This window comes from Kutzneria sp. NPDC052558, assembly GCF_044547355.1.
Classification (GTDB): domain Bacteria; phylum Actinomycetota; class Actinomycetes; order Mycobacteriales; family Pseudonocardiaceae; genus Kutzneria.
This window is the reverse complement of record NZ_JBIUAG010000002.1, coordinates 693,210-710,844: the sequence shown is the minus strand read 5'-3', so window position 1 is coordinate 710,844 and position 17,635 is coordinate 693,210. Positions and strand designations below refer to the sequence as shown.

Annotated in this window: 22 protein-coding genes; 16 read left to right on the top strand and 6 right to left on the bottom strand. The window is 71.4% G+C overall.

Annotation, left to right across the window (positions count from 1 at the left end; all coding sequences use genetic code 11):
* Positions 1–347: 347 nt before the first annotated feature.
* Positions 348–557 carry a CsbD family protein gene (locus ACIG5F_RS06430; protein WP_396516361.1) on the bottom strand — a complete coding sequence of 70 codons (210 nt, stop codon included), beginning with the start codon at positions 555–557 and terminating at the stop codon, positions 348–350.
* A gap of 180 nt (positions 558–737) precedes the next feature.
* Here ACIG5F_RS06430 and ACIG5F_RS06425 point away from each other — a divergent pair, with 180 nt between their 5' ends.
* The 10 genes from ACIG5F_RS06425 to ACIG5F_RS06380 all read left to right on the top strand — a co-directional run bounded on the left by ACIG5F_RS06425 (position 738) and on the right by ACIG5F_RS06380 (position 5,110).
* Complete coding sequence (locus tag ACIG5F_RS06425; RefSeq protein ID WP_396516386.1) at positions 738–1,298, top strand: RNA polymerase sigma factor; 561 nt, start codon at positions 738–740, stop codon at positions 1,296–1,298.
* Complete coding sequence (locus ACIG5F_RS06420) at positions 1,289–1,840, top strand: Asp23/Gls24 family envelope stress response protein (RefSeq protein ID WP_396516360.1); 552 nt, start codon at positions 1,289–1,291, stop codon at positions 1,838–1,840. Before ACIG5F_RS06425 ends, ACIG5F_RS06420 begins: the two co-directional genes overlap by 10 nt.
* Positions 1,837–2,205: an Asp23/Gls24 family envelope stress response protein gene (locus tag ACIG5F_RS06415; RefSeq protein WP_396516359.1), complete on the top strand. Its 369-nt coding sequence runs from the start codon at positions 1,837–1,839 to the stop codon at positions 2,203–2,205. Before ACIG5F_RS06420 ends, ACIG5F_RS06415 begins: the two co-directional genes overlap by 4 nt.
* The gene (locus ACIG5F_RS06410) at positions 2,199–2,495 is read left to right on the top strand and encodes a hypothetical protein (RefSeq protein ID WP_396516358.1); all 297 of its coding nucleotides are present in this window, start codon (positions 2,199–2,201) and stop codon (positions 2,493–2,495) included. Before ACIG5F_RS06415 ends, ACIG5F_RS06410 begins: the two co-directional genes overlap by 7 nt.
* Positions 2,496–2,577: 82 nt before the next feature.
* Complete coding sequence (locus tag ACIG5F_RS06405) at positions 2,578–3,033, top strand: Asp23/Gls24 family envelope stress response protein (RefSeq protein WP_396516357.1); 456 nt, start codon at positions 2,578–2,580, stop codon at positions 3,031–3,033.
* 19 nt (positions 3,034–3,052) lie between these two features.
* The gene (locus ACIG5F_RS06400; protein ID WP_396516356.1) at positions 3,053–3,226 is read left to right on the top strand and encodes a hypothetical protein; all 174 of its coding nucleotides are present in this window, start codon (positions 3,053–3,055) and stop codon (positions 3,224–3,226) included.
* Positions 3,223–3,549, top strand: a complete 327-nt coding sequence (locus tag ACIG5F_RS06395; protein ID WP_396516355.1) for an Asp23/Gls24 family envelope stress response protein — start codon at positions 3,223–3,225, stop codon at positions 3,547–3,549. Before ACIG5F_RS06400 ends, ACIG5F_RS06395 begins: the two co-directional genes overlap by 4 nt.
* Entirely contained in the window at positions 3,546–4,076 is a 531-nt protein-coding gene (locus ACIG5F_RS06390; protein WP_396516354.1) for a DUF6286 domain-containing protein, read from the top strand. Before ACIG5F_RS06395 ends, ACIG5F_RS06390 begins: the two co-directional genes overlap by 4 nt.
* The gene (locus tag ACIG5F_RS06385) at positions 4,073–4,627 is read left to right on the top strand and encodes an alkaline shock response membrane anchor protein AmaP (RefSeq protein ID WP_396516353.1); all 555 of its coding nucleotides are present in this window, start codon (positions 4,073–4,075) and stop codon (positions 4,625–4,627) included. Before ACIG5F_RS06390 ends, ACIG5F_RS06385 begins: the two co-directional genes overlap by 4 nt.
* A 36-nt stretch (positions 4,628–4,663) precedes the next feature.
* Positions 4,664–5,110, top strand: a complete 447-nt coding sequence (locus ACIG5F_RS06380) for an acyl-CoA thioesterase (RefSeq protein ID WP_396516352.1) — start codon at positions 4,664–4,666, stop codon at positions 5,108–5,110.
* Positions 5,111–5,193: 83 nt separating this feature from the next.
* Here ACIG5F_RS06380 and ACIG5F_RS06375 read toward each other — a convergent pair whose 3' ends face one another.
* From ACIG5F_RS06375 to ACIG5F_RS06360, 4 genes are read right to left on the bottom strand one after another with little or no spacing between them, the layout of a single operon-like run.
* Positions 5,194–6,693, bottom strand: coding sequence for a carboxylesterase/lipase family protein (locus ACIG5F_RS06375; RefSeq protein ID WP_396516351.1), 1,500 nt, complete (start codon positions 6,691–6,693; stop codon positions 5,194–5,196).
* Positions 6,693–7,124, bottom strand: coding sequence for a heme-binding protein (locus ACIG5F_RS06370; RefSeq protein ID WP_396516350.1), 432 nt, complete (start codon positions 7,122–7,124; stop codon positions 6,693–6,695). Before ACIG5F_RS06370 ends, ACIG5F_RS06375 begins: the two co-directional genes overlap by 1 nt.
* Entirely contained in the window at positions 7,124–8,050 is a 927-nt protein-coding gene (locus ACIG5F_RS06365) for a hypothetical protein (RefSeq protein ID WP_396516349.1), read from the bottom strand. Before ACIG5F_RS06365 ends, ACIG5F_RS06370 begins: the two co-directional genes overlap by 1 nt.
* A gap of 18 nt (positions 8,051–8,068) precedes the next feature.
* Entirely contained in the window at positions 8,069–8,875 is an 807-nt protein-coding gene (locus tag ACIG5F_RS06360) for a FadR/GntR family transcriptional regulator (protein WP_396516348.1), read from the bottom strand.
* 108 nt (positions 8,876–8,983) lie between these two features.
* Between ACIG5F_RS06360 and ACIG5F_RS06355 the strand changes: the two genes are divergently transcribed.
* Genes ACIG5F_RS06355 through ACIG5F_RS06340 form a run of 4 tightly spaced genes read left to right on the top strand, consistent with a single transcriptional unit; the run spans position 8,984 to position 14,355 of the window.
* Positions 8,984–10,327 carry an ADP-ribosylglycohydrolase family protein gene (locus ACIG5F_RS06355; RefSeq protein WP_396516347.1) on the top strand — a complete coding sequence of 448 codons (1,344 nt, stop codon included), beginning with the start codon at positions 8,984–8,986 and terminating at the stop codon, positions 10,325–10,327.
* A 16-nt stretch (positions 10,328–10,343) separates the two neighbouring features.
* Positions 10,344–11,600 carry an MFS transporter gene (locus ACIG5F_RS06350; protein ID WP_396516346.1) on the top strand — a complete coding sequence of 419 codons (1,257 nt, stop codon included), beginning with the start codon at positions 10,344–10,346 and terminating at the stop codon, positions 11,598–11,600.
* Between the two features lies 1 nt (position 11,601).
* A complete protein-coding gene (locus tag ACIG5F_RS06345; protein ID WP_396516345.1) occupies positions 11,602–13,101 on the top strand; it encodes a carboxylesterase/lipase family protein in 1,500 nt (499 codons plus the stop codon).
* Between the two features lie 60 nt (positions 13,102–13,161).
* On the top strand, positions 13,162–14,355 hold the full coding sequence (locus ACIG5F_RS06340) for an alpha/beta hydrolase family protein (RefSeq protein WP_396516344.1): 1,194 nt from the start codon (positions 13,162–13,164) through the stop codon (positions 14,353–14,355).
* Between the two features lie 108 nt (positions 14,356–14,463).
* Here ACIG5F_RS06340 and ACIG5F_RS06335 read toward each other — a convergent pair whose 3' ends face one another.
* A complete protein-coding gene (locus ACIG5F_RS06335) occupies positions 14,464–15,357 on the bottom strand; it encodes a DUF4231 domain-containing protein (RefSeq protein ID WP_396516343.1) in 894 nt (297 codons plus the stop codon).
* A gap of 288 nt (positions 15,358–15,645) precedes the next feature.
* On the opposite strand from ACIG5F_RS06335, the gene ACIG5F_RS06330 reads away from it, so the two are divergent.
* Positions 15,646–16,383, top strand: coding sequence for a hypothetical protein (locus tag ACIG5F_RS06330; protein WP_396516342.1), 738 nt, complete (start codon positions 15,646–15,648; stop codon positions 16,381–16,383).
* Positions 16,367–17,635, top strand: a complete 1,269-nt coding sequence (locus ACIG5F_RS06325; protein ID WP_396516341.1) for a hypothetical protein — start codon at positions 16,367–16,369, stop codon at positions 17,633–17,635. Before ACIG5F_RS06330 ends, ACIG5F_RS06325 begins: the two co-directional genes overlap by 17 nt.

The window sequence follows — 17,635 nt, the reverse complement described above, 5'->3', positions numbered from 1 at the left end:
TAATTTTTTTCTTTGTCGGGGCTGGCGGCGCCGGCCCTATAGCGCCTTGATACGCCATCGCCCAGAGGTCTCCGCGAAAAATCCACCCGGAGTAGCCTGGATAACGCCCCCCATCCCCAGCCGAACAACACCCCCACCTCTCACCGCAATCCCCACCCCCCGGTAACCGCGCGGCGCGGGCACAAGAATCACACCCGCACCCACCACCCACACCCACCACCAGCGCCGCTGACTCTCCGGCAGGTCACCCACCCCCCGACCCTGCCTTCGCACACACGTTCGACTAGTCCCCAGTGTGGACAACCCCTGTGGACAACTCGCATCGGCGCTGGTGGCAAGCCCTGTGGTCAGTCCCGGCCCAGCAGCCCCTTGGCCTTGTCGACCAGTTTGCCGGCGGTGTCCTTGACCTCGGCGATGGCGTCCTTGACCACCGCGCCCGCCTGGTCGGCCTTGCCTTCGGCCTTGAGCTGCTCGTCGCCGGTGACCTCGCCGGCGGCCTCCTTGGCCTTGCCGGTGAGCTCGTCGGCCTTGTTGCTGATCTTGTCGTGCAGGCCCATGAGGGTCTCCTCTCGCGGCGTGACGCCCGGCTGGCGTCGTCATCGGGAAAGACCCGGGCCTGGCAGAAACGTCACCCACACGATCAGGTGGCAACGGTCACAGAATCGGCGCGTGACGATCCAGGCTGGGCGGGGTCGGTGAAGAGGTGAGCCCCTGTCGGCGGGAGGAAGGCGGTGTCGATGCCACCCGAGCTGCTGGAAGCGGAGCTGGATGACGCGACGCTGGTCGTGCGGGCCCGCGGCGGCGACCTGCGCGCGTACGAGCAGCTGGTGCAGCGCTACCAGGGCCCGATATACCGGCTGGCGGTGCGCATCCTCGCCAGCCGGGCCGACGCCGAGGACGTCGTGCAGGACGTGTTCCTGACCGCGTGGCGGCGGCTGGACCAGCTGGAGCGGGAGGCGGCCTTCGTCGGCTGGCTCTATCGAACCGCCACCAACCGCTGTCTGAACGTGATACGCAACCGCAAGCCGGTCGCCGAGGCTGACCTGGACCAGCACGAGTCGACGGGCCGGTCGGGCCGGCCCGAGAAGGAGGCCGAGACCAATGCCCAGATGGCCGCGCTGACCGAGGCGCTGGACGTGCTCACCCCGGAGCAGCGCGCCTGCTGGCTGCTGCGTGAGGTGCATGGACGTTCCTACGAGGAGATCGCGGCCGCCGTCGGCACGACGAGCACGGCCGTGCGGGGCCGGATCGCCCGGGCGCGGGCGCAACTGGCGGAGGTGATGGCGCCATGGCGGTGAACGAGACCGCGGCGGACTACCGGCTGCCCTGCGGCCGCGACGTGGACCAGGTCTGGGAGCACCTCGACGAGGTCGACGCCGAACACGAGCGCACCTGCCCGCACTGCGGCGCGGTGCGGGAAAGCCTTGTGCTGCTACGGGAAGCGACCGGGCAGCTCGCGGCCGAGGAGATCGCGCCGCCGGCCGGGCTGACCGGCCGGATCATGGCCGCGGTGCGCGCCGACGTGCGCCGCCGGGACCTGCTGCCGCTGCCGACCTCCGAACCCGGCCGGGTCCGGATCAGCGACCAGGCGGTCGCGGCGGTGCTGCGCTTCGCCGCCGACACCGTGCCGGGCGTGCGGGCCCGCCGCTGCCGTGTGTCCCATGTGGACGGAACCGAGAGCGACGTGCGGGTGGAGATGAGCCTGGCCGTGCACTACCCGGAGTTCACCGCGTCGGCGCTGGACGAGGTGCGGGAGCGCGTGACGGCGGCCGCCGCCGCGCGGATCGGACTCCGGCTGACCGAGCTGGAACTGGTGCTGGAGGATCTGTACCTGCCGTGAGCACAAGCCTTCGGAGAACTCACAGCGAGATCGCGGAGCCGGTGTTCGCCGCGATCGCCGCCCGAGCGGCGATCGCGGTGCCCGGTGTGGCCCGGCTGGAACCGGGCCTGCTGGGCCTGATCGGCTCGGCCACGCGGTCGGCGCGTGGCTGGATCAAGGGTCTCACGCCGGCTTCCGTCGACGGGGTGCGGGTTTCCGTCGAACCCGAGCTGGTGCGGATCGAGGTCAGCATCGTCCTTTCCGGACTGGACCAGGCGGCGGCGGTCGGCGGCGCGGTGCAGCGGGCCGTCGGCCGGGCGGTCGCCGCCGCGACCGGGTACGAGTCGATCGAGGTGTCAGTGTCTGTTCTGGACATCGAATGGTGACCGATCCGGCCGGCGCGGTGCTCGCCGCTCTGAAGCGGATTCCCGAGCTGCGGCCGGCCGCGCCGGTGGCCAACGTGAAGGTCCCGTGGGTGTCCTTGGACCTCGACCGCACCGCCGTGGACGTCGACGAGTCGGCCGTGACCGTCCGGGTGGTGGCGTTCGCGCTGCCCTTGCCGCCGGTACTGGAACGAGCGGAGGCGTTGCTGCGCAAGGCGATCGACGACGCCGGCCGGCCGGAGGCGGTGCTGCGGCTGGTGGTCGTCGACATCGACGCCGCCGCCTTCGAGTGAGACGTGGGACACAGCGCGTGAGGAATCCGGCCCTGCCGGGTCTGAACCGATGACCGATGATCGTGCAACCGCAGGAGGGGTTATGACCAAGTCGGACACCGTCACCGACACCGCCGGGGAGATCGAGCGGATCAGCGCGCTGGCGTCCACGCACGGCGCCACCACCATCGCCGACGTCGTCGTGCAGAAGATCGCCGGGCTGGCCGCGCGGGAGATCTCCGGCGTGCACGACCTCGGTGGCGGCGCGGCCCGGGCCTTCAATGCCATCCGCGACCGCATCCCCGGCGCCTCGGCCAGCATCGGGCAGGGCGTGTCGGTGGAGGTCGGGGAGAAGCAGGCCGCTGTCGACCTCCAGCTCGTGGTGGAGTACGGCGTGTCCATCGCCGACCTGGCCCGGGCCGTGCGGCGCAACGTGATCACCGCGATCGAGCGGATGACCGGCCTCGAGGTGGTCGAGGTCAACATCGCGGTGAACGACATCCACATCCCCAGCGACGACGACCTCGACCGCGGCCCGGACACCACCCGGGTGCAGTGATCATCCCGCAGGAGGAACCATGAACGCCACCCAACTCGGCCTGCTGACCGGCCTCACCCTCGGCGTCGCCGCCGCGTTCGGCGGGTTCGGCGCCTTCCTCGCCGTGCTGGTGCTCGGCGGTCTGGGGCTGTTCGTCGGCCGCGTGCTGGACGGCAAGATCGACGTGTCCCAGTACATCGGACGCGGCCGGTGACCGCCGTCCTGCCGGACACCGGGCAGCGCGGTCGGACCACAGTGGACGGTCGTGTGGTGTCCCGGCTGGCGGCCAAGGCCGTCACCGAGGTGGACGGCATCGTCGACGGGGCGTCGGTGACCGCCGACGTTCGCGGCAGCGTCGTAGCGCTCGACGTGCGGCTGGCGATCGCCTATCCGTCGTCGCTGGCGCAGACCACGCGACGGGCCCGTGAGCACCTCGTGGGCCGGGTTGGGGAGTTCACGGGGCTGGATGTGTCCCGTGTGGACATCACCGTGACCGCCATGCAGTCCGGTGTCGCCGTTGGCCGGAGGGTGCGGTGAAGCGCCGATCCCGCCGCTCGGTCGCGGCGACCCTGGCGGCCATCGGGCTGTTCGCGTTGTGCGCCTTCGCCGTGACGGTGTCGGTGCAGGTGCTGATGGACCCGCGCCGGTGGCGTGACGTCGACAATGCCCTGGCTGTGCTGAATTCCGTTCGGTGGGGCGACATCGTCGTGCTGGCGGCCGCCGTCGGCGTCGGTGTGGTCGGCCTGGTCCTGTTGTTGGCCGCGCTGGTGCCGGGCCGGCTTGTTGTCGTGCCCCTTGCGCCTGATGACACCGGCATCGCCGCCGGTGTCGGCCGGCGCAGCCTCGGCTCGGCCCTGCGCCGCACCACGCTCGCGGTCGACGGGGTGAGCGCCGTCCGGGTCAAACGCCGACGCCGCAAGGTGATAGCCGCCGTCCGGACCACGCGGACCGTCACCGACGGCTTGGCCGACGCCGAGCGAACGGCCGTCGATCGGGCGCTGGACGGCATCGATCTCCGCACGCGGCCGACCGTCGCCGTCAAGGTCAGGAGGAGCAAGCCATGAACCGCCCGGCCCGCCTCAACCGGACGCTGCTCGCCCTGCTGGGCATCGTCTTGCTGGCGGCCGGCGCGATCGCCGCCGCCGCCCACTTCGCCCGGATCGGGCCGCTCGCGCCGGATTCGGCCGTGCTGCCCGACCTCGGCCGCCCGCCGGCGTGGACACCCACCGCCGTCGGGGCCGCCGGCGTGATCATCGGACTGCTGGCCTTGCGCTGGCTGCTGGCCCAGTTCGGCCGGGGGCCGAAGACCCACACCTGGCAGCACACCGAGGAATCCGGCGCGACGACGTACCGTCCGACCATCGCCGTCACGCCCTTCGAGGACGAAGTCGCCGCCCTGCCCGGCGTCCGCTCCGCCGCCGCCGATCTCGGCGGCACCCGCGACGCCCCCACCCTGGCCCTGCTCGTCACCGCCGAGCCCGACGCCGACCTCCGGTCGATCCGCCAGGCCCTCGCCGCCGATGTCCTGCCCCGCCTCCGCCAGGCCCTCGACCTCGACGCCGTCGCCGCCACCGTCGAATTCCGCTTCAGCACCACCACTGTCCGGGTGCTGTAGGTTCGAGGTCGGCCGCGGCGATCGAGGGGGAGACCGTTGGACAGCGAACTGGTGCACACCGTGCGCATTCGGCCCGGGGACACCGACATGCAGGGCATCGTGCACGCCTCGCGCTACGGCGTGTTCTTCGAGGCCGCCTTCATCGAGGCGTTCCGCACCGTCGCCGGCTCCTTCGACTTCCTCGCCCGCTCCGGCGTCGACCTGGTGATGGCCGAGATCACCATCCGCTACCGCTCCCCGGCCCGCTTCGACGACCTCCTCGAGATCGCCGTCCTGCGCCGCCACCTCGGCACCACTTCCCTCACCATCGCCTACCGCGGCGCCGTCGCCGCCCGCGAGGCCGTCACCGCCTCCGTCCGCTACGTCGCCTTCACCCCCGGCGAGTTCCGGAAGACCGCGATCCCACCCAAGCTCCGCGATGTGTTCGAGCGCATCCCGCCCACCCCGCCCGAGTTCGAAGCTCAGTGGGCGGCCACGTCATGAAGGGCCCCTTCCTGGCGTTGGGCGTGAGAAACGGTCCCTTGATCTAGGAGCCCGCTGGACGGTGGATCTCGTCCGGTGGGACCTCAGCGATGGGTCACACCGGTGTCGAAGGCGTGCGCCTCTCGAACCGCGTTGATCGACGCGGTGACCGGTCCGATCTCCAGGGGGCCGCTGTACGCCTTGTCGTCAATCACCGTCTCCTCGCCGCCGACCACCGGCCAGGCAGCGCCGTCCGGACTGCGGGGCACGCCGGTGCGGGCGAACTCGGTCCAGGCGTGCGTCATCGTCGCGGAGACGTCGGCGTCGATCTCGTCGTAGTCCTCGGCGGGGGTGAGATGTCCGAACAGATAAGGGAGTTCGGACATGTGGTAGGCGAGCTTGCCGGTGCGGCGGTTGCCGGGGGAGACGCGGCTGAAGCGGTAGAAGTAGGCGGTGCGGCCCAGCGAGGCGAATCGCCGGTAGGACGCCAAGGCGGGCTCGGCCCAGATGGCGGTGGTCATGAGCGCGGCGAGCGACTCGTACGGACTTCCGTTGAGGGAAGCCAGAACGTCGTCGGCCGAGGCCCCGGCGAGGACGGCGGCCGCTCGCGCGAGGGTGGCCGGGGTGTAGAGGTCGGCGGGGTCGACGGTGCCGGGCGGGGCGCCGTACGGCCCGCTGGGGGTGATGAAGTACCGTGCCTCGTCGGCAGTGTGCCCGAACAGCACGGGAATCTCGGCGGCCCAGCAGGACAGATCCGGGCCGACGACATCACCGTCCTCGGTGGGGCACCAGACCAGGTTGGCCGGGGTGTGGACCTGCCCGGGCGGCGGGATGACGCCGGCGAGTTGGAACGAGGCCGCGCGCACCTGCTCGACGGGAAGCTGGCGCAGATGCGCGATGTCGTTGCCGCCCAACTGGTCGAACAGCCGGGCGCTGGCGTCGACGACACGGTGCCGGCCGACGTTGGGCAACGCGGCGTACGGCTCGAAGCCGGCGCTCTGCACGATGGCCCGGTGGAACAGCCCGCGGGCCGACGGCGTGGCGAGCAGGGTCCGAACGGCGCTGGCGCCGGCGGACTGGCCGAAGATGGTGACGTTGCCGGGATCGCCGCCGAAGGCGGTGATGTTGCGGGAAACCCAGTCCAGCGCGGCGACCCAGTCCCGCACGGCGAAGTTGCCGCCGGTCTCGGGGTGGTGGGCGAAGCCGAGCGCGCCGAGCCGGTAGTTGATCGACACGTAGGTCACGCCGTGCTGCGCCAACGCGGTGCCGTGGTAGTCGGGCATCGACCCGGACCCGGTGATGAATCCGCCGCCGTGAATCCACACCATGACCGGCTGGCGCGCCTGCGGCTCCAGCCGAGCGGACCAGACGTTGAGGTGCAGGCAGTCTTCGCTCTGCTCGGCCCCGAGATCGTCGCCGTGGTGGACGGTCTGGATCGCGGCGTTGCCGAACGTCGTCGCGTCGCGCACGCCGTCCCAGCCAAGCGGCGGCTGCGGCGCGGCCCAGCGCAGCGGCGGTGCGGCGTAAGGGATGCCGCGAAACCGGAACACCCCGTCCCGCTGGTTGCCCTCGAGAAGGCCTTGCTCGACACGGACTTGCGTCATCATCCCTCCCCGGGGTCGGCCCGCAGGCCGGCGTGCTCGATGCCGAAGACGGCGCACGCCTCGTCGTTGTCGGGATGGTCGCCGCTGACGCCGACCGACCCGAGAATCACGCCTTTTTCGTCCCGCACAAGCACTCCGCCCGGCACCGGCACGACATTGCCACCGGACATGGCGGCCAGCGCGATGAAGAACGACGGGGCGAGGGCCGCACGCCCGGCCAGGGCGCGGGTGCCGCGGCCCATGCCCAGCGCGCCCCAGGCCTTGGCCTGCGCGATCTGCGGACGAAGGATCGCGCTGCCGTCCTGGCGTTTGAGCACCAGCAGGTGCCCGCCGGGGTCGAGCACGGCCACCGTCAACGGCTCGCAGCCGCGCTCGACTGCGTGGCGAAGCGCCGCGTCGACCACGGCCGACGCCTGGTCCAGCGACAGCATCAGGCCGGCTGCCCGACCGGTTCCTGGTCCTCGGCCGGGAACTCCTCCAGGTCGTACTCCTGCGACTCGCTGGCCGGGAGCACGACCGGCGGCAGCCCGATCAGGAACAGCTCCAGCGGATTCTCCCCGGCGACCAGGTCGAGCGACTCGCCCGCGTCGGCCTGGATCGCGGTGAGATAGCCGATCTGCTCGCAGTCGCACTCGCCGTCGCCGGCGAGCACGGTGACCAGCCGCCGGGCCTTGGTGTCCACAGTGGACCATCGGGCCCCTGGCCGCAGCCGGACCATCTCCACCCACACCCCGCGCTCGGAGAAGGCCCCCAGCCACTTGTGGTCAACGCCCTCCGCGTCCTCGACCGGAAGCCAGTTGAACCGCTGGGGGTCCGCGACGACCGGCAGCGAGTAGCGCGGCCGCGAGTACTTCAGGTGGCTGCCGAACACGTGCTCCCAGATGGTGGTCAGGCCCCACTGCCGGCTGCCGTCCGGGCGGACGTAGAACGGGCCGTCGAAGCTGCCGCCGGCGGCGATGAGCTCCTCCCGGGCCTGGCGGCGCTGCTCGATGCTCATGAAGCCGTAGCCGGACGACCCGCCGAACTGGAGCGTCAGGCCGAGCGGCTCGCCGGGCGCCATGCCCTTCATCGGCGATTCCTGCGGCCCGTAGGACAATCCCTCGGGGAAGTAGCCGACCTGGCCCTCCTTGAGGACCACGCCGCGCCCGTACGTCGTGTTGTCGCCGACCAGCGGCAGCCGGATCTGCTCGAAGTTGTGCCGGTGCCGCGGCATCGACCACTCGTCGACCTGCCTGGCCAGCACGTACATGAAGTTGTCGGGCGAGTCCGGCTCGCCCTTGAGCAGGTGCTGGAAGTGCAGCGCGCCGCTCGGGTGGTCGGAGAACCAGTTGTCCTCGTCGAAATGCACGATCTTCATCGGGTTCCTCCCAGTGGGTCAGCCCGCCAGCCGTGCGGTGAACATGCCGGCCAGCAGCCGGGCGTAGCCCGGGTCGGCGGCCTGGACCTTCTTGGCCTGCGGAGTGGACAGGATGAGGCTCGCCGCGTAGGCGGAATGCGCGTCCACGGCCTCGGCGGCACGCTCGGGCGACCGGCTCTCGACCGCCTCGACCAGCGCCATCCGGTGCTCGTGCAGGCCGCCGGCCACGCGCATCCACTCGGTCAGGCGGCCGCCGCTCAGCTCGATGGCCAGCTCCACCTGCACGTCGGCCAGCAGCCGGCACAGCGGGACCAGCAGGGCGTTGTGCGAGATCTCCGACATCCGCCGCATGAACGCCCGCAGGTCCTCCCGGGCGGTGTCGATGTCGTCGATGGCGGCCAGCTTCTCGGCGGCGGCCCGCAGCGAGGCGATCTCCTCGTCGGTGGCGTGCCGGGTCGCCTCCTGGGCGGCGTGTCGGTTGAGGGCGCCGAGCAGGCCGAGCACCTCGTGCGCCCCCACGCCCTCCAGCCGCACCACCGAGGCGATGGACATGCCGATCATGGTGTCGGGCTCGGCGGTGACGAACGAGCCGGCGCCGTGCCGGACGTCGACCAGGCCGATGGTGGCCAGCACGCGCACCGACTCACGGATCGTCGCGCCGCTGACGCCGTAGTGCTCGGCCAGCTCCCGTTCGGCCGGCAGCCGCGCGCCGTTGGCCAGCTCGCCGCTGAGAATGCGTTCCCGCAGGTCGTCGACGATCTGGTCGGCGACCCGGCTGCGGCCGATCCGGCGGTCGGGGCCGATGCTCGCTGTTTCGTGTGCCACCCGGCCGACGGTAGGCCGACTGGTTGCTGATGTCAACAAGTGACCGAGACACTAGGTGACTTGGAGACCTCGTGTTAGCGTGGTGGTCGAGCTCGACGAGGAGTCGCCGTGGAGTACTTGAACGAGGGCGAGTCGCCCAGTCCGGTCGGCCAGGAGCCGTGGGCGTTGGCCCGCAACGAGTTGCAGCAGGCCGCTCAGGCCGGTCACGACGTGGCCGGGTTGCGGCCCCGCCTGGAGTCCCTGTCGCCCCAGGACGAGGCCGAGCTGCTGGCGCTCTACCGGGAGATCCTGGACCGGCCACGGGTGCCGGACTGGCCGCACACGGAGACCTCGGCCCGGCACGAGATCGTGGCCACCCTGCCGGACGCCGCGCCGGCGGTCGAGCCGACGGCGCTGGGCGACCGCATCCACGGCGGCTGGCTCGGCCGGATCATCGGCAACATGATGGGCAAGCCCCTGGAGATCGGCCCCACCCGGGAGTCCATTCGGGACTACCTCCAAGCCAAGAACGCCTATCCGCTCACCGGATACGTGCCCTTCGACGACCCGGCCGAGCGGGACCGGCTGGGCCGGTGGGGCTTCGAGGGCCTCACGGCCGGCCGTGTGCACGGATCGGTGCGTGACGACGACATCGACTACACGGTGCTGGGCCTGCACCTGTTGGAGACCTACGGACCCGGCTACACCTCGCGGGACGTGGCGGCGGAGTGGCTGTCCCGCTTCCCCGTCTACCAACTGTTCACGGCCGAACGCGCGACCTATCAGAACCTGCTCCGGGACGTGCCGCTGGCCCAGGCCGGGGAGCACCGCAACCCGTACCGGGAATGGATCGGCGCGCTGATCCGCGCCGACATCTTCGGCTTCACCTGGCCCGGCCGGCCCCGCCGGGCCGCCATCCTGTCCCATCAGGACGCCGCGCTCAGCCATCGGGCCAACGGCATCTACGGGGCGATGTGGGCTGCCGCGCTGATCTCCTCGGCGTTCACCGCCGCCGGCCCGGAGGAGTCCATTGTGGAGTCGCTCCGGCACGTGCCGCCGGACTCCCGGCTGGCCGTCGAGATCACGACCGTGCTCGACCAGTTCCGCCACGGCCTGGACTGGGAGAAGTGCCTGGACGACCTGCACGCCCGACACGCCGGCATGAGCTGGGTGCACACCGTCAACAACGCCGGCGCGCTCACCGCGGCGGTGCTGTGGGGCGGCGGCCGGTTCGGCGAGACGGTCGGGCTGGCCGTGCAGGCCGGCCTGGACACCGACTCGATCGGCGCCACCGCCGGCGCGTGGGCCGGCGCCTTCCTCGGCCGGGCGGCCCTGCCCGCCGAGCTGGTCGATCCCCTCGAAGACCGTTGCCGCACCGGGATTTTCGGCTTCGGGGACCTGCCCGTCTCGTCGCTCGCCGAGCGGACCCTCGCGATCGCCGAGGCCAACCTCCTCAGCACGGCTGGAATCTAGACAAGGAAGTCGCCAGATGACCAGCAAGCTCGACACCGAGACCCGGCCGGAGCAGCATCCCGGCCGCCTGTTCACTCCCGGCCTCGCCCTGTTCAACGTCGGCGCGTACATGGCGCTGCTCACGCCCGTCCGCCTCACCCTGCCGCTCAAGGTCGCCGATCTGGTCGGCGACCAGCACAAGGCCGCCGCGTTCGGCCTGGTCGCCGCGGTCGCCGCGGTGTTCGCGATCGTCTGCGGCCCGCTGGCCGGCCGCCTGTCCGACCGCACGGTGTCCCGATTCGGCATGCGCCGGCCGTGGATGGTCGGCGGCGCGGTCGGGGCGGTGCTGAGCGCGGTGCTGATCGCCACGGCCGGCTCGCTGTGGCAGGTGGTGCTGGGCTGGTGCCTGGCGACGATCTTCATCAACTCCGCGCAGGCCGCCGCCAACGCGACCGTGGCCGACCAGGTGCCGCCGCAACGGCGCGGACTGGTCTCGGGCATCGCCGGCCTCGGCACGTCGATCGCGATCCTGACCGGATCGCTGGTGGTGGACGGGTTCCAGGGCGACATCGCGCGTTTTGTCGTGCCCTCGGCCATCATGGTGGTGTGCACGGCACTGTTCGTCCTGTGCCTGAAGGACCGCAGGCTCACCGAGCGGCCGGCCCCGTTCAGCCTGAAGGAGTTCGCCGGCTCGTTCGTCTTCAACCCGCGCAAGAACCCCAACTTCGGCTGGCTGTGGCTCGGGCGGTTCGCCATCCAGTTCGGCAACACCGGGGTGCTGGTCTACTTCGTCTACCTGCTCACGGATCGCTTCGGCCTGGCCGGCTCGGCCCTGACCGGCACGGTGGTGCTGGTCAACCTGGGCGCCACCGCCACGGCGATCCTGTCCAGCTATCTCATGGGCTGGTGGTCGGACCGGGCCGGCCGCCGCAAGCCGTTCGTGGCGGCGGGTTCCCTGCTCATCGCGCTGGGACTGGTGTTGATGGCCTTCGCGCCCGACGCGAACTGGGTGATCGTCGCCAGCGCGATCGCCGGCCTCGGCAGCGGCGGCTTCCTCGCCGTCGACCTGGCGCTGGCCACCCAGGTCCTGCCCAGCCGGGGCGACACCGCCAAGGACCTGGGCGTGCTGATGGTCACCAACCCGCTGCCGCAGTCGGTCGTGCCGATCATCGCGCCGGCCGTGATCGCCGTGGGCGCCGCCACGATCGGCGGCTACACCCTGCTGTTCCTGCTGGCCGCGGTGATCGCGGTGCTCGGGGCGGCGTGTGTCTACCGCATCAAGGGAGTCAACTGACATGAACACCACCGCTGCCACGGCGGCCGGCCGGGTGCGCGGCCTGGTCGAGGACGGACTGACCGTGTTCCGGGGCATTCCGTTCGCCCAGCCGCCGGTAGGGGAGGCCCGTTTCGCCGCGCCGCGCCCGGCCGCGCCGTGGGACGGCGTGCGGGACGCGGTCGCGTTCGGCCCCCAGCCGCCGCAGTCGCCGATGCGCCCCGGGATGCCGATCGTGCCCGAGACGTCGACCGACTGGCTGACGCTGAACGTGTGGACGCCCGAGGCCGACCGGGCCGCCCGGCGCCCGGTGCTGGTGTGGGTCTACGGCGGGGCCTACCTGTCCGGGTCCTCGGCGATCCCGGTCTACAATGGACGGAAGCTGGCCGGTGACGTCGTCCTGGTCACCTTCAACTACCGGGTCGGCGTCGAGGGTTTCACCCAGATCGCCGGCGCCCCGGCCAACCGGGGCCTGCTCGACCAGATCGCCGCCCTGCGCTGGGTGCGGGAGAACATCGAGGAGTTCGGCGGCGATCCCGACCAGGTCACCGTGTTCGGCGAGTCCGCGGGCGCCGGATCGGTCGCCGCCCTGCTGGCCATGCCGGCCGCCAGGGGTTTGTTCCACCGGGCCATCGCGCAGAGCGTGCCCGGCACGTACTTCTCCGCTGAGCTGGCCGCCGACATCGCCACCGCCCTGGTGTCGGACCTGGGCCTGAGCCCGACGGTCGCCGACCTCGCCGCCGTCGACCCGTACAAGCTGGCCGAACTTCCGACGACGCTGCGGCCGGCCATGCCCCGGTTCGCCGACCGCTGGGGGACGGTCGCGCACACCATCACCCCGTTCTCGCCGGTGGTGGACGGGGAATCGCTGCCCCAGGCCCCGTGGCAGGCCCTGGCCGCCGGAGAGGCGCGGGAGGTGCCGCTGATCGTCGGCCACACCCGTGACGAGTACCGGATCCTGCTGGCGGCCAGCGGCCGGATGGGCAAGATCACCGCCGAGCAGGCCACTCGCGCCCTCGACGTGTTCGGGCCGGGGCCGGAGTCGGAATCGGCCTACCGGGCGGCTTTTCCCGACGCCACCGACGAGTACCTGTTCGAACTCGTCCAGTCCGACTGGACGCTGCGGATGCCCTCGCTGCACCTCGCCGAGGCCGCCGTCGCCGGCGGCGGGCGGGCCCACGTGTTCGACCTGACCTTCGTGGCCCCGGCCGACGGCGGCCGGCTCGGCGCCTGCCATGGTCTTGACGTGCCGCTGACCTTCGGCGAGCTCGACACGTACGCGGGGATGCCCTTCGACCTGTTCGGCTCCGAGCCCTCGGCCGAGGCGCAGGCCCTGTCCGCGTGGATCCGTTCGGCCTGGATCTCCTTCGCCAGCACGGGATTCCCGGGGTGGCCGGCCTACGACCCCGAGCAGCGGCTGACCCAGATCCTGGACGACGAGGTGACGACATCGGCCTACCCCGAGGAAGAGTCGCGCCGGCTGTGGGCCGGGCACACGTTCGACGTGCTTCCCCTGCTGTGACCTCGTCCCCGGCGGCAGATCGACGCCCTCATCAGTTCGGGAGAGATACCGGTGGCGCCCGTGAGTGACAAAGCCCCGACCATTGCTCGAGTCGCCCGCGGCGTGCTGCTCGTGGCCGCCGTGCTCGTGGCCCTTTTTGTCCTTTTCGGACAGCTGATGGCGGTGCTGCCGGTCGCCTGGCTGTCGCCGCTGCAGATCGTCGCACTCGCCACCTCGGGGATGCGGGATCGGTTGGGGGCGTGGAACATCGTGCTGGCGGTCGCGGCCATTGCCGTCGGCGTGATCACGCTGCGCCGGGGCGGTCGGCGGCGGTTGCCGGTCACCGTGTCGGCGATGAGCGGCACGGCGCTGCTGCTGGTCGTGATCACCACCGCGGTGCAGGTGTTCACCGTTCACGGCGAGACCGGCCAGTGGTTTCCTCTCTCGCCAACGGTTCCGGGGAGCGCGGTCGGACGAGCTCCGGACACGACCGTCACCTACGCCACGCTCGACGGCCAGCCGATGAAGGCCGACCTGTACCTGCCGAAGACCTCGTCGGCGGCCCCGCTGGTCGTCAGCATCCACGGCGGCGGTTTCATCGGCGGCAGCCGCGGCCGCACGCCGTACACGAGTTGGCTGGCCGACAACGAGTACGCGGTGCTCGACGTCGACTACCGGCTCGCCTCCGCGACCGTGCACACCTGGAACACCGCCGACGCCGATGTCGCCTGCGCCATGACCTGGGCCACCACGCACGCCACCGAGTACCGCCTCGATATGGGCCGGGTCGCCACCTTCGGCGGCTCCGCCGGCGGCAACCTGGCCGTCAACGTCGCGTACAAGGTCAACGCCGGCATTCTCACGCCCAGCTGTGGCACGACGGCGCAGCTGCCCCGGGTGAAGACGGCGATCGGCTCGTACCCGGTGGTCGACATGACGGACTCCACCACCGAGGGCTCGTTCGGGCGGCAGGTCGCCAACTGGTATGTCGGCGGCCTCGCCGACCAGTACCCGCAACGGTTCCGGGCCGTCGACTCGGCCGACCAGATCAGCCCGGCCGCCCCGCCCACGCTGCTCGTCCAGGGCTCCGCCGACCATCTGGTCTACGCCGACCACACGAAGGCGTTCGCCGACCAGCTGACCGCGGCCGGCGTCGCCAACCGCTACGTCGAGATTCCCTTCCTGGACCACGGTTTCGACTCATCGGCCCTCAACATCGGCACGCTGGCCACCCGCACGCTGCTGCTGCCCTGGCTCCAGGAGCACCTGGCATGACCGGCCCGCTGATCACCCCGACCGGTGGCTCGCCGGCTCGACCTGCCCGATGACGTGCGGCCCCTGATCCTCAAGGACAACGCCGTCCGCCTGCTCGGCCGGTAGCGGTCAGTTCGGGCGGGAACGGGAGGCCCGCCACATGGTGTGCTCCCGGCTGACCGCTTCCTCGGAGTCGGCGACCTCGGCGGCCCAGGTCTCCTCGTCGTCGACGAGGTCCAGGCGGGAGCGGGCGATGGCCAGCTCGTTGGCGGCGAAGGTGTAGGCCCGGGCAAGGGTGGTGTGCTGGCGCAGGCTGGCCCAGGCGGTGCCGGCGGCGATGACCGCGGCGACCACGCCGGCCAGGTTGAGGTCGACGAAGCGCAGGGCCTTGGCCAGCGCGGCGGCGATGCCGAGGACCTCGATGACCAGCAGGGACAGGTGCCACTGGGTGGCCCGCCGCTCGTTGTGGACGGCCTTGCCGGCGTACCAGGCCTGTTGGTCGGCGATGCGGAACCGCAGGTAGGCCTCCTTGCGGGTGGCGAGGTCGCGGGAGCGCAGGTCGTGCATGGCGGCGGTGACGGTGGGCCGCAGCGACGGCGTGATGCAGGTGGTCGGGGCCTCGTCCAGCAGGCGTGACATCTGTTCGACCAGGCGGCGCTCGGCGAGCTTGTCGTTGCCCTGCTTGGCATACGGCACACCGCCGACGCTGTAGCGCCAGGCCAGGCTCTTGGCCGACTCGGCCAGGGCACGCCCGTCGTACCAGCGCTCGGCCGGCCGGGTGGTCCGCAGGTTGGCCTCGGTCACCGCGATGGCGGCCAGGGCGGCCGCGGTGCCGAGCGCCGCCACGTCGAGGCCGGACGTCTCCGCGGGCCAGGTGCCGGTGACGGCGGCGGCGATGGTGAGCAGCAGCCGCAGCCGAACCGTGCGCACGTACTGGCGTTGCCCCGACCGCGACGCGGTGTCGGCGGCCTCGTACAAGCCGGGGAGATCGGTCTCGACCAGACCGTGTTCGGTGCGGACCACGGGACGGACCCCCTTGGCGTATTGATGACGACAGCATATGCGGCGACACTTGCCGTCGGCCGGCAAGCGGGACAAATGGCCGCCAAATGTCGTTCGTGTCAGCGATTTGTCATGTCTGTGTCGAAGCCGGCGGTGATGGCAGGAAGAGGTCAGTTGTCGGCCTACTACTTGCGGTGTCGGCGCGGCCGGATGCATGCTGATCCAATCAACGGGGGTCGTCCTAAACATCGCGGGGAGTGGTTGGCCATCCGACCGCCAAAGAAAGACCACATCGCCGTTTATTGGCTGGTGGCAATCAATTACCGGAATCACGTTCGACTGGGACTGTGGCGCTGGTGGGCCCGGCCGGCCGGCTACGGGCCGCTGGCCCGCTGGTCGGACGCCCGCGCCGGACGTCGGGACGGCCGCGGTCGCGTGGTCGATGCGCTCGACACCGCGGCCGGCCCCGGCCGGTCGACCGTGACCACGCCGCGGGTGAAGGCCCTGATCAGCCGGGCCGAGCAGGGGCAGGACCGGGAGAAGATCCGATTCCTCAAGCTGTGGACCGAGTTGCAGCGGGTGCGGGTCCGCTACGCCGGGCCTGCCGAGGCCCAGCAGGAGCGCGTCGCCATGGCCGAGCGGGAACTGGCCCGGCTGGACGGCGAGGTCGACACCAGCCTGTTCGGCCACCTGACCGACGAGCGCTATCCGCGCGAGTTCGTCGAGCGCAGGCGACGGCGGCTGATCGAGAGCCGGCGGGCCGAGGTGGCCGAGCGCTACGTGCTCGAAAAGGAGCTGCTGATCCGGCTCGAACAGCGGGTCACCGCGGTGGACTTCGCGATCGCCGCGCTCAACGACGTCGCCCAGATCCGGGTCCGCCAGGCCCACGCACTAGGTCAGCGCCGCATTTTTGCCTATTGGGCCGAGCTCATCATCACGCATCCGGAAGGCGCCGTCGTGAATGCTCGACTGCTGCCGGCGCTGCCGGCCCTTCCGGTGTGGAACGGCCCCCAGTCGGAGAACGGGAACAATGAACTTCCTGCCTAAGAAGAAGGTCGGGCGGCGCCGCCGCCCGCCGCGCGCCCATTCGGCCGGCACCAACGTGATCGGCTTCCAGCCGTCGGACGTCGACCGCGACGCGCTGCGCTCGGAGGTGCGAGGGGCCATCGGCCGCCTGGCCAAGGGCGCGCTCGACGAGACCAGCGGCGGCGTGCTCGACCGGCTGATCATCGCCTGGAGCAAGCAGTGGCTGGCCCACCTGGCCCAGGACTTCATCCGGTTCCGGGTCCGCGCCCAGGAGCGGCAGGCCCGGCTGACCGCGGCCCTGGACAAGTTCGAGAAGCGGCTGCGCCAGGCCGAGCGCGCCAGCGCCGACCGGGAGCACGAGCGCGAGGCCGCCCGGCTGCGCATGCTCGGGGCCACCCCGACACCCGAGCCCGGGACGGCCCGGCCCGGCGGCATGCCGGCATCGGCAAACGAGGGCGGGCCGGCCCCGACGCCGATGCCGGGCGGCGACATGCTGCCGTCGGCCGATCCGACCTCGTTGACCGGTCGCGCCGGCCATGGGCTGTTCTACCTGATCGCGCTGCTGTTCGCCGTGGGTGCGGACATCGCGGCCTTCGTGAACGTCCTCGAGTTGGCCATGCCCAACCAGGACCAGAGCATCGTCATCGTGCTGGTGCTGGGATTCACGGCGGTTGTCGTGGTCCTGGCGCACGGGGCCGGGAGCCTGCTGCGCGACCGCCGGGCCGGGGTCGGGTGGATTCCCGCCTTCGCGGTTCCGCTGTGCGTGTCGATCTGGCTGTCGCTGGGACTGATCGCGGCCTGGGTGCGGTGGATGTTCGGCTCCGTCCCGAACGACATCGGCACGATCGCGGTCGGGGCCGCCAGCCAGCCGGAGTCCCGGGTCACCTACGCCATTCCGGCCGCGCTCATCTTCCTGGCCCTCTACATCGGCAGCGGACTGGTCGCCGCCCTGGGGGCCTACGTCGGCAACAACCGCCTCCAGGCGGCTTTTCGCAATGCCGCCAACGCACACGACCGCTCCATCAAGCACGTCGTGACCTGCGCCGACGCCCTGGAGCGGCAGAAGGCCAAGTGCGCCAGCCAGGCCGACGCGCTGGCCGTCGCCGAGGAGACGTTGCGGCAGCAGGAAGACAGTCTGCTCGCCTTCGCCGACGAGCTCCAGCAGCACGCCCGGCAACTGATCGCCGAGAAAGCGTTGGACCCCGCCGTCACCGATGTGATCACCAACCACCTCCAGCTCCTGCCCGGTCCCCAAAGCCGTGAGAGTGCCTAA

Excerpts from the sequence above, each read along its gene's own strand:
- ACIG5F_RS06430 (WP_396516361.1), bottom strand. The coding sequence starts at position 557 with ATGGGCCTGCACGACAAGATCAGCAACAAGGCCGACGAGCTCACCGGC.
- ACIG5F_RS06425 (WP_396516386.1), top strand. The coding sequence starts at position 738 with ATGCCACCCGAGCTGCTGGAAGCGGAGCTGGATGACGCGACGCTGGTC.
- ACIG5F_RS06420 (WP_396516360.1), top strand. The coding sequence starts at position 1,289 with ATGGCGGTGAACGAGACCGCGGCGGACTACCGGCTGCCCTGCGGCCGC.
- ACIG5F_RS06410 (WP_396516358.1), top strand. The coding sequence starts at position 2,199 with ATGGTGACCGATCCGGCCGGCGCGGTGCTCGCCGCTCTGAAGCGGATT.
- ACIG5F_RS06405 (WP_396516357.1), top strand. The coding sequence starts at position 2,578 with ATGACCAAGTCGGACACCGTCACCGACACCGCCGGGGAGATCGAGCGG.
- ACIG5F_RS06400 (WP_396516356.1), top strand. The coding sequence starts at position 3,053 with ATGAACGCCACCCAACTCGGCCTGCTGACCGGCCTCACCCTCGGCGTC.
- ACIG5F_RS06385 (WP_396516353.1), top strand. The coding sequence starts at position 4,073 with ATGAACCGCCCGGCCCGCCTCAACCGGACGCTGCTCGCCCTGCTGGGC.
- ACIG5F_RS06375 (WP_396516351.1), bottom strand. The coding sequence starts at position 6,693 with ATGACGCAAGTCCGTGTCGAGCAAGGCCTTCTCGAGGGCAACCAGCGG.
- ACIG5F_RS06370 (WP_396516350.1), bottom strand. The coding sequence starts at position 7,124 with ATGCTGTCGCTGGACCAGGCGTCGGCCGTGGTCGACGCGGCGCTTCGC.
- ACIG5F_RS06365 (WP_396516349.1), bottom strand. The coding sequence starts at position 8,050 with ATGAAGATCGTGCATTTCGACGAGGACAACTGGTTCTCCGACCACCCG.
- ACIG5F_RS06350 (WP_396516346.1), top strand. The coding sequence starts at position 10,344 with ATGACCAGCAAGCTCGACACCGAGACCCGGCCGGAGCAGCATCCCGGC.
- ACIG5F_RS06345 (WP_396516345.1), top strand. The coding sequence starts at position 11,602 with ATGAACACCACCGCTGCCACGGCGGCCGGCCGGGTGCGCGGCCTGGTC.
- ACIG5F_RS06325 (WP_396516341.1), top strand. The coding sequence starts at position 16,367 with ATGAACTTCCTGCCTAAGAAGAAGGTCGGGCGGCGCCGCCGCCCGCCG.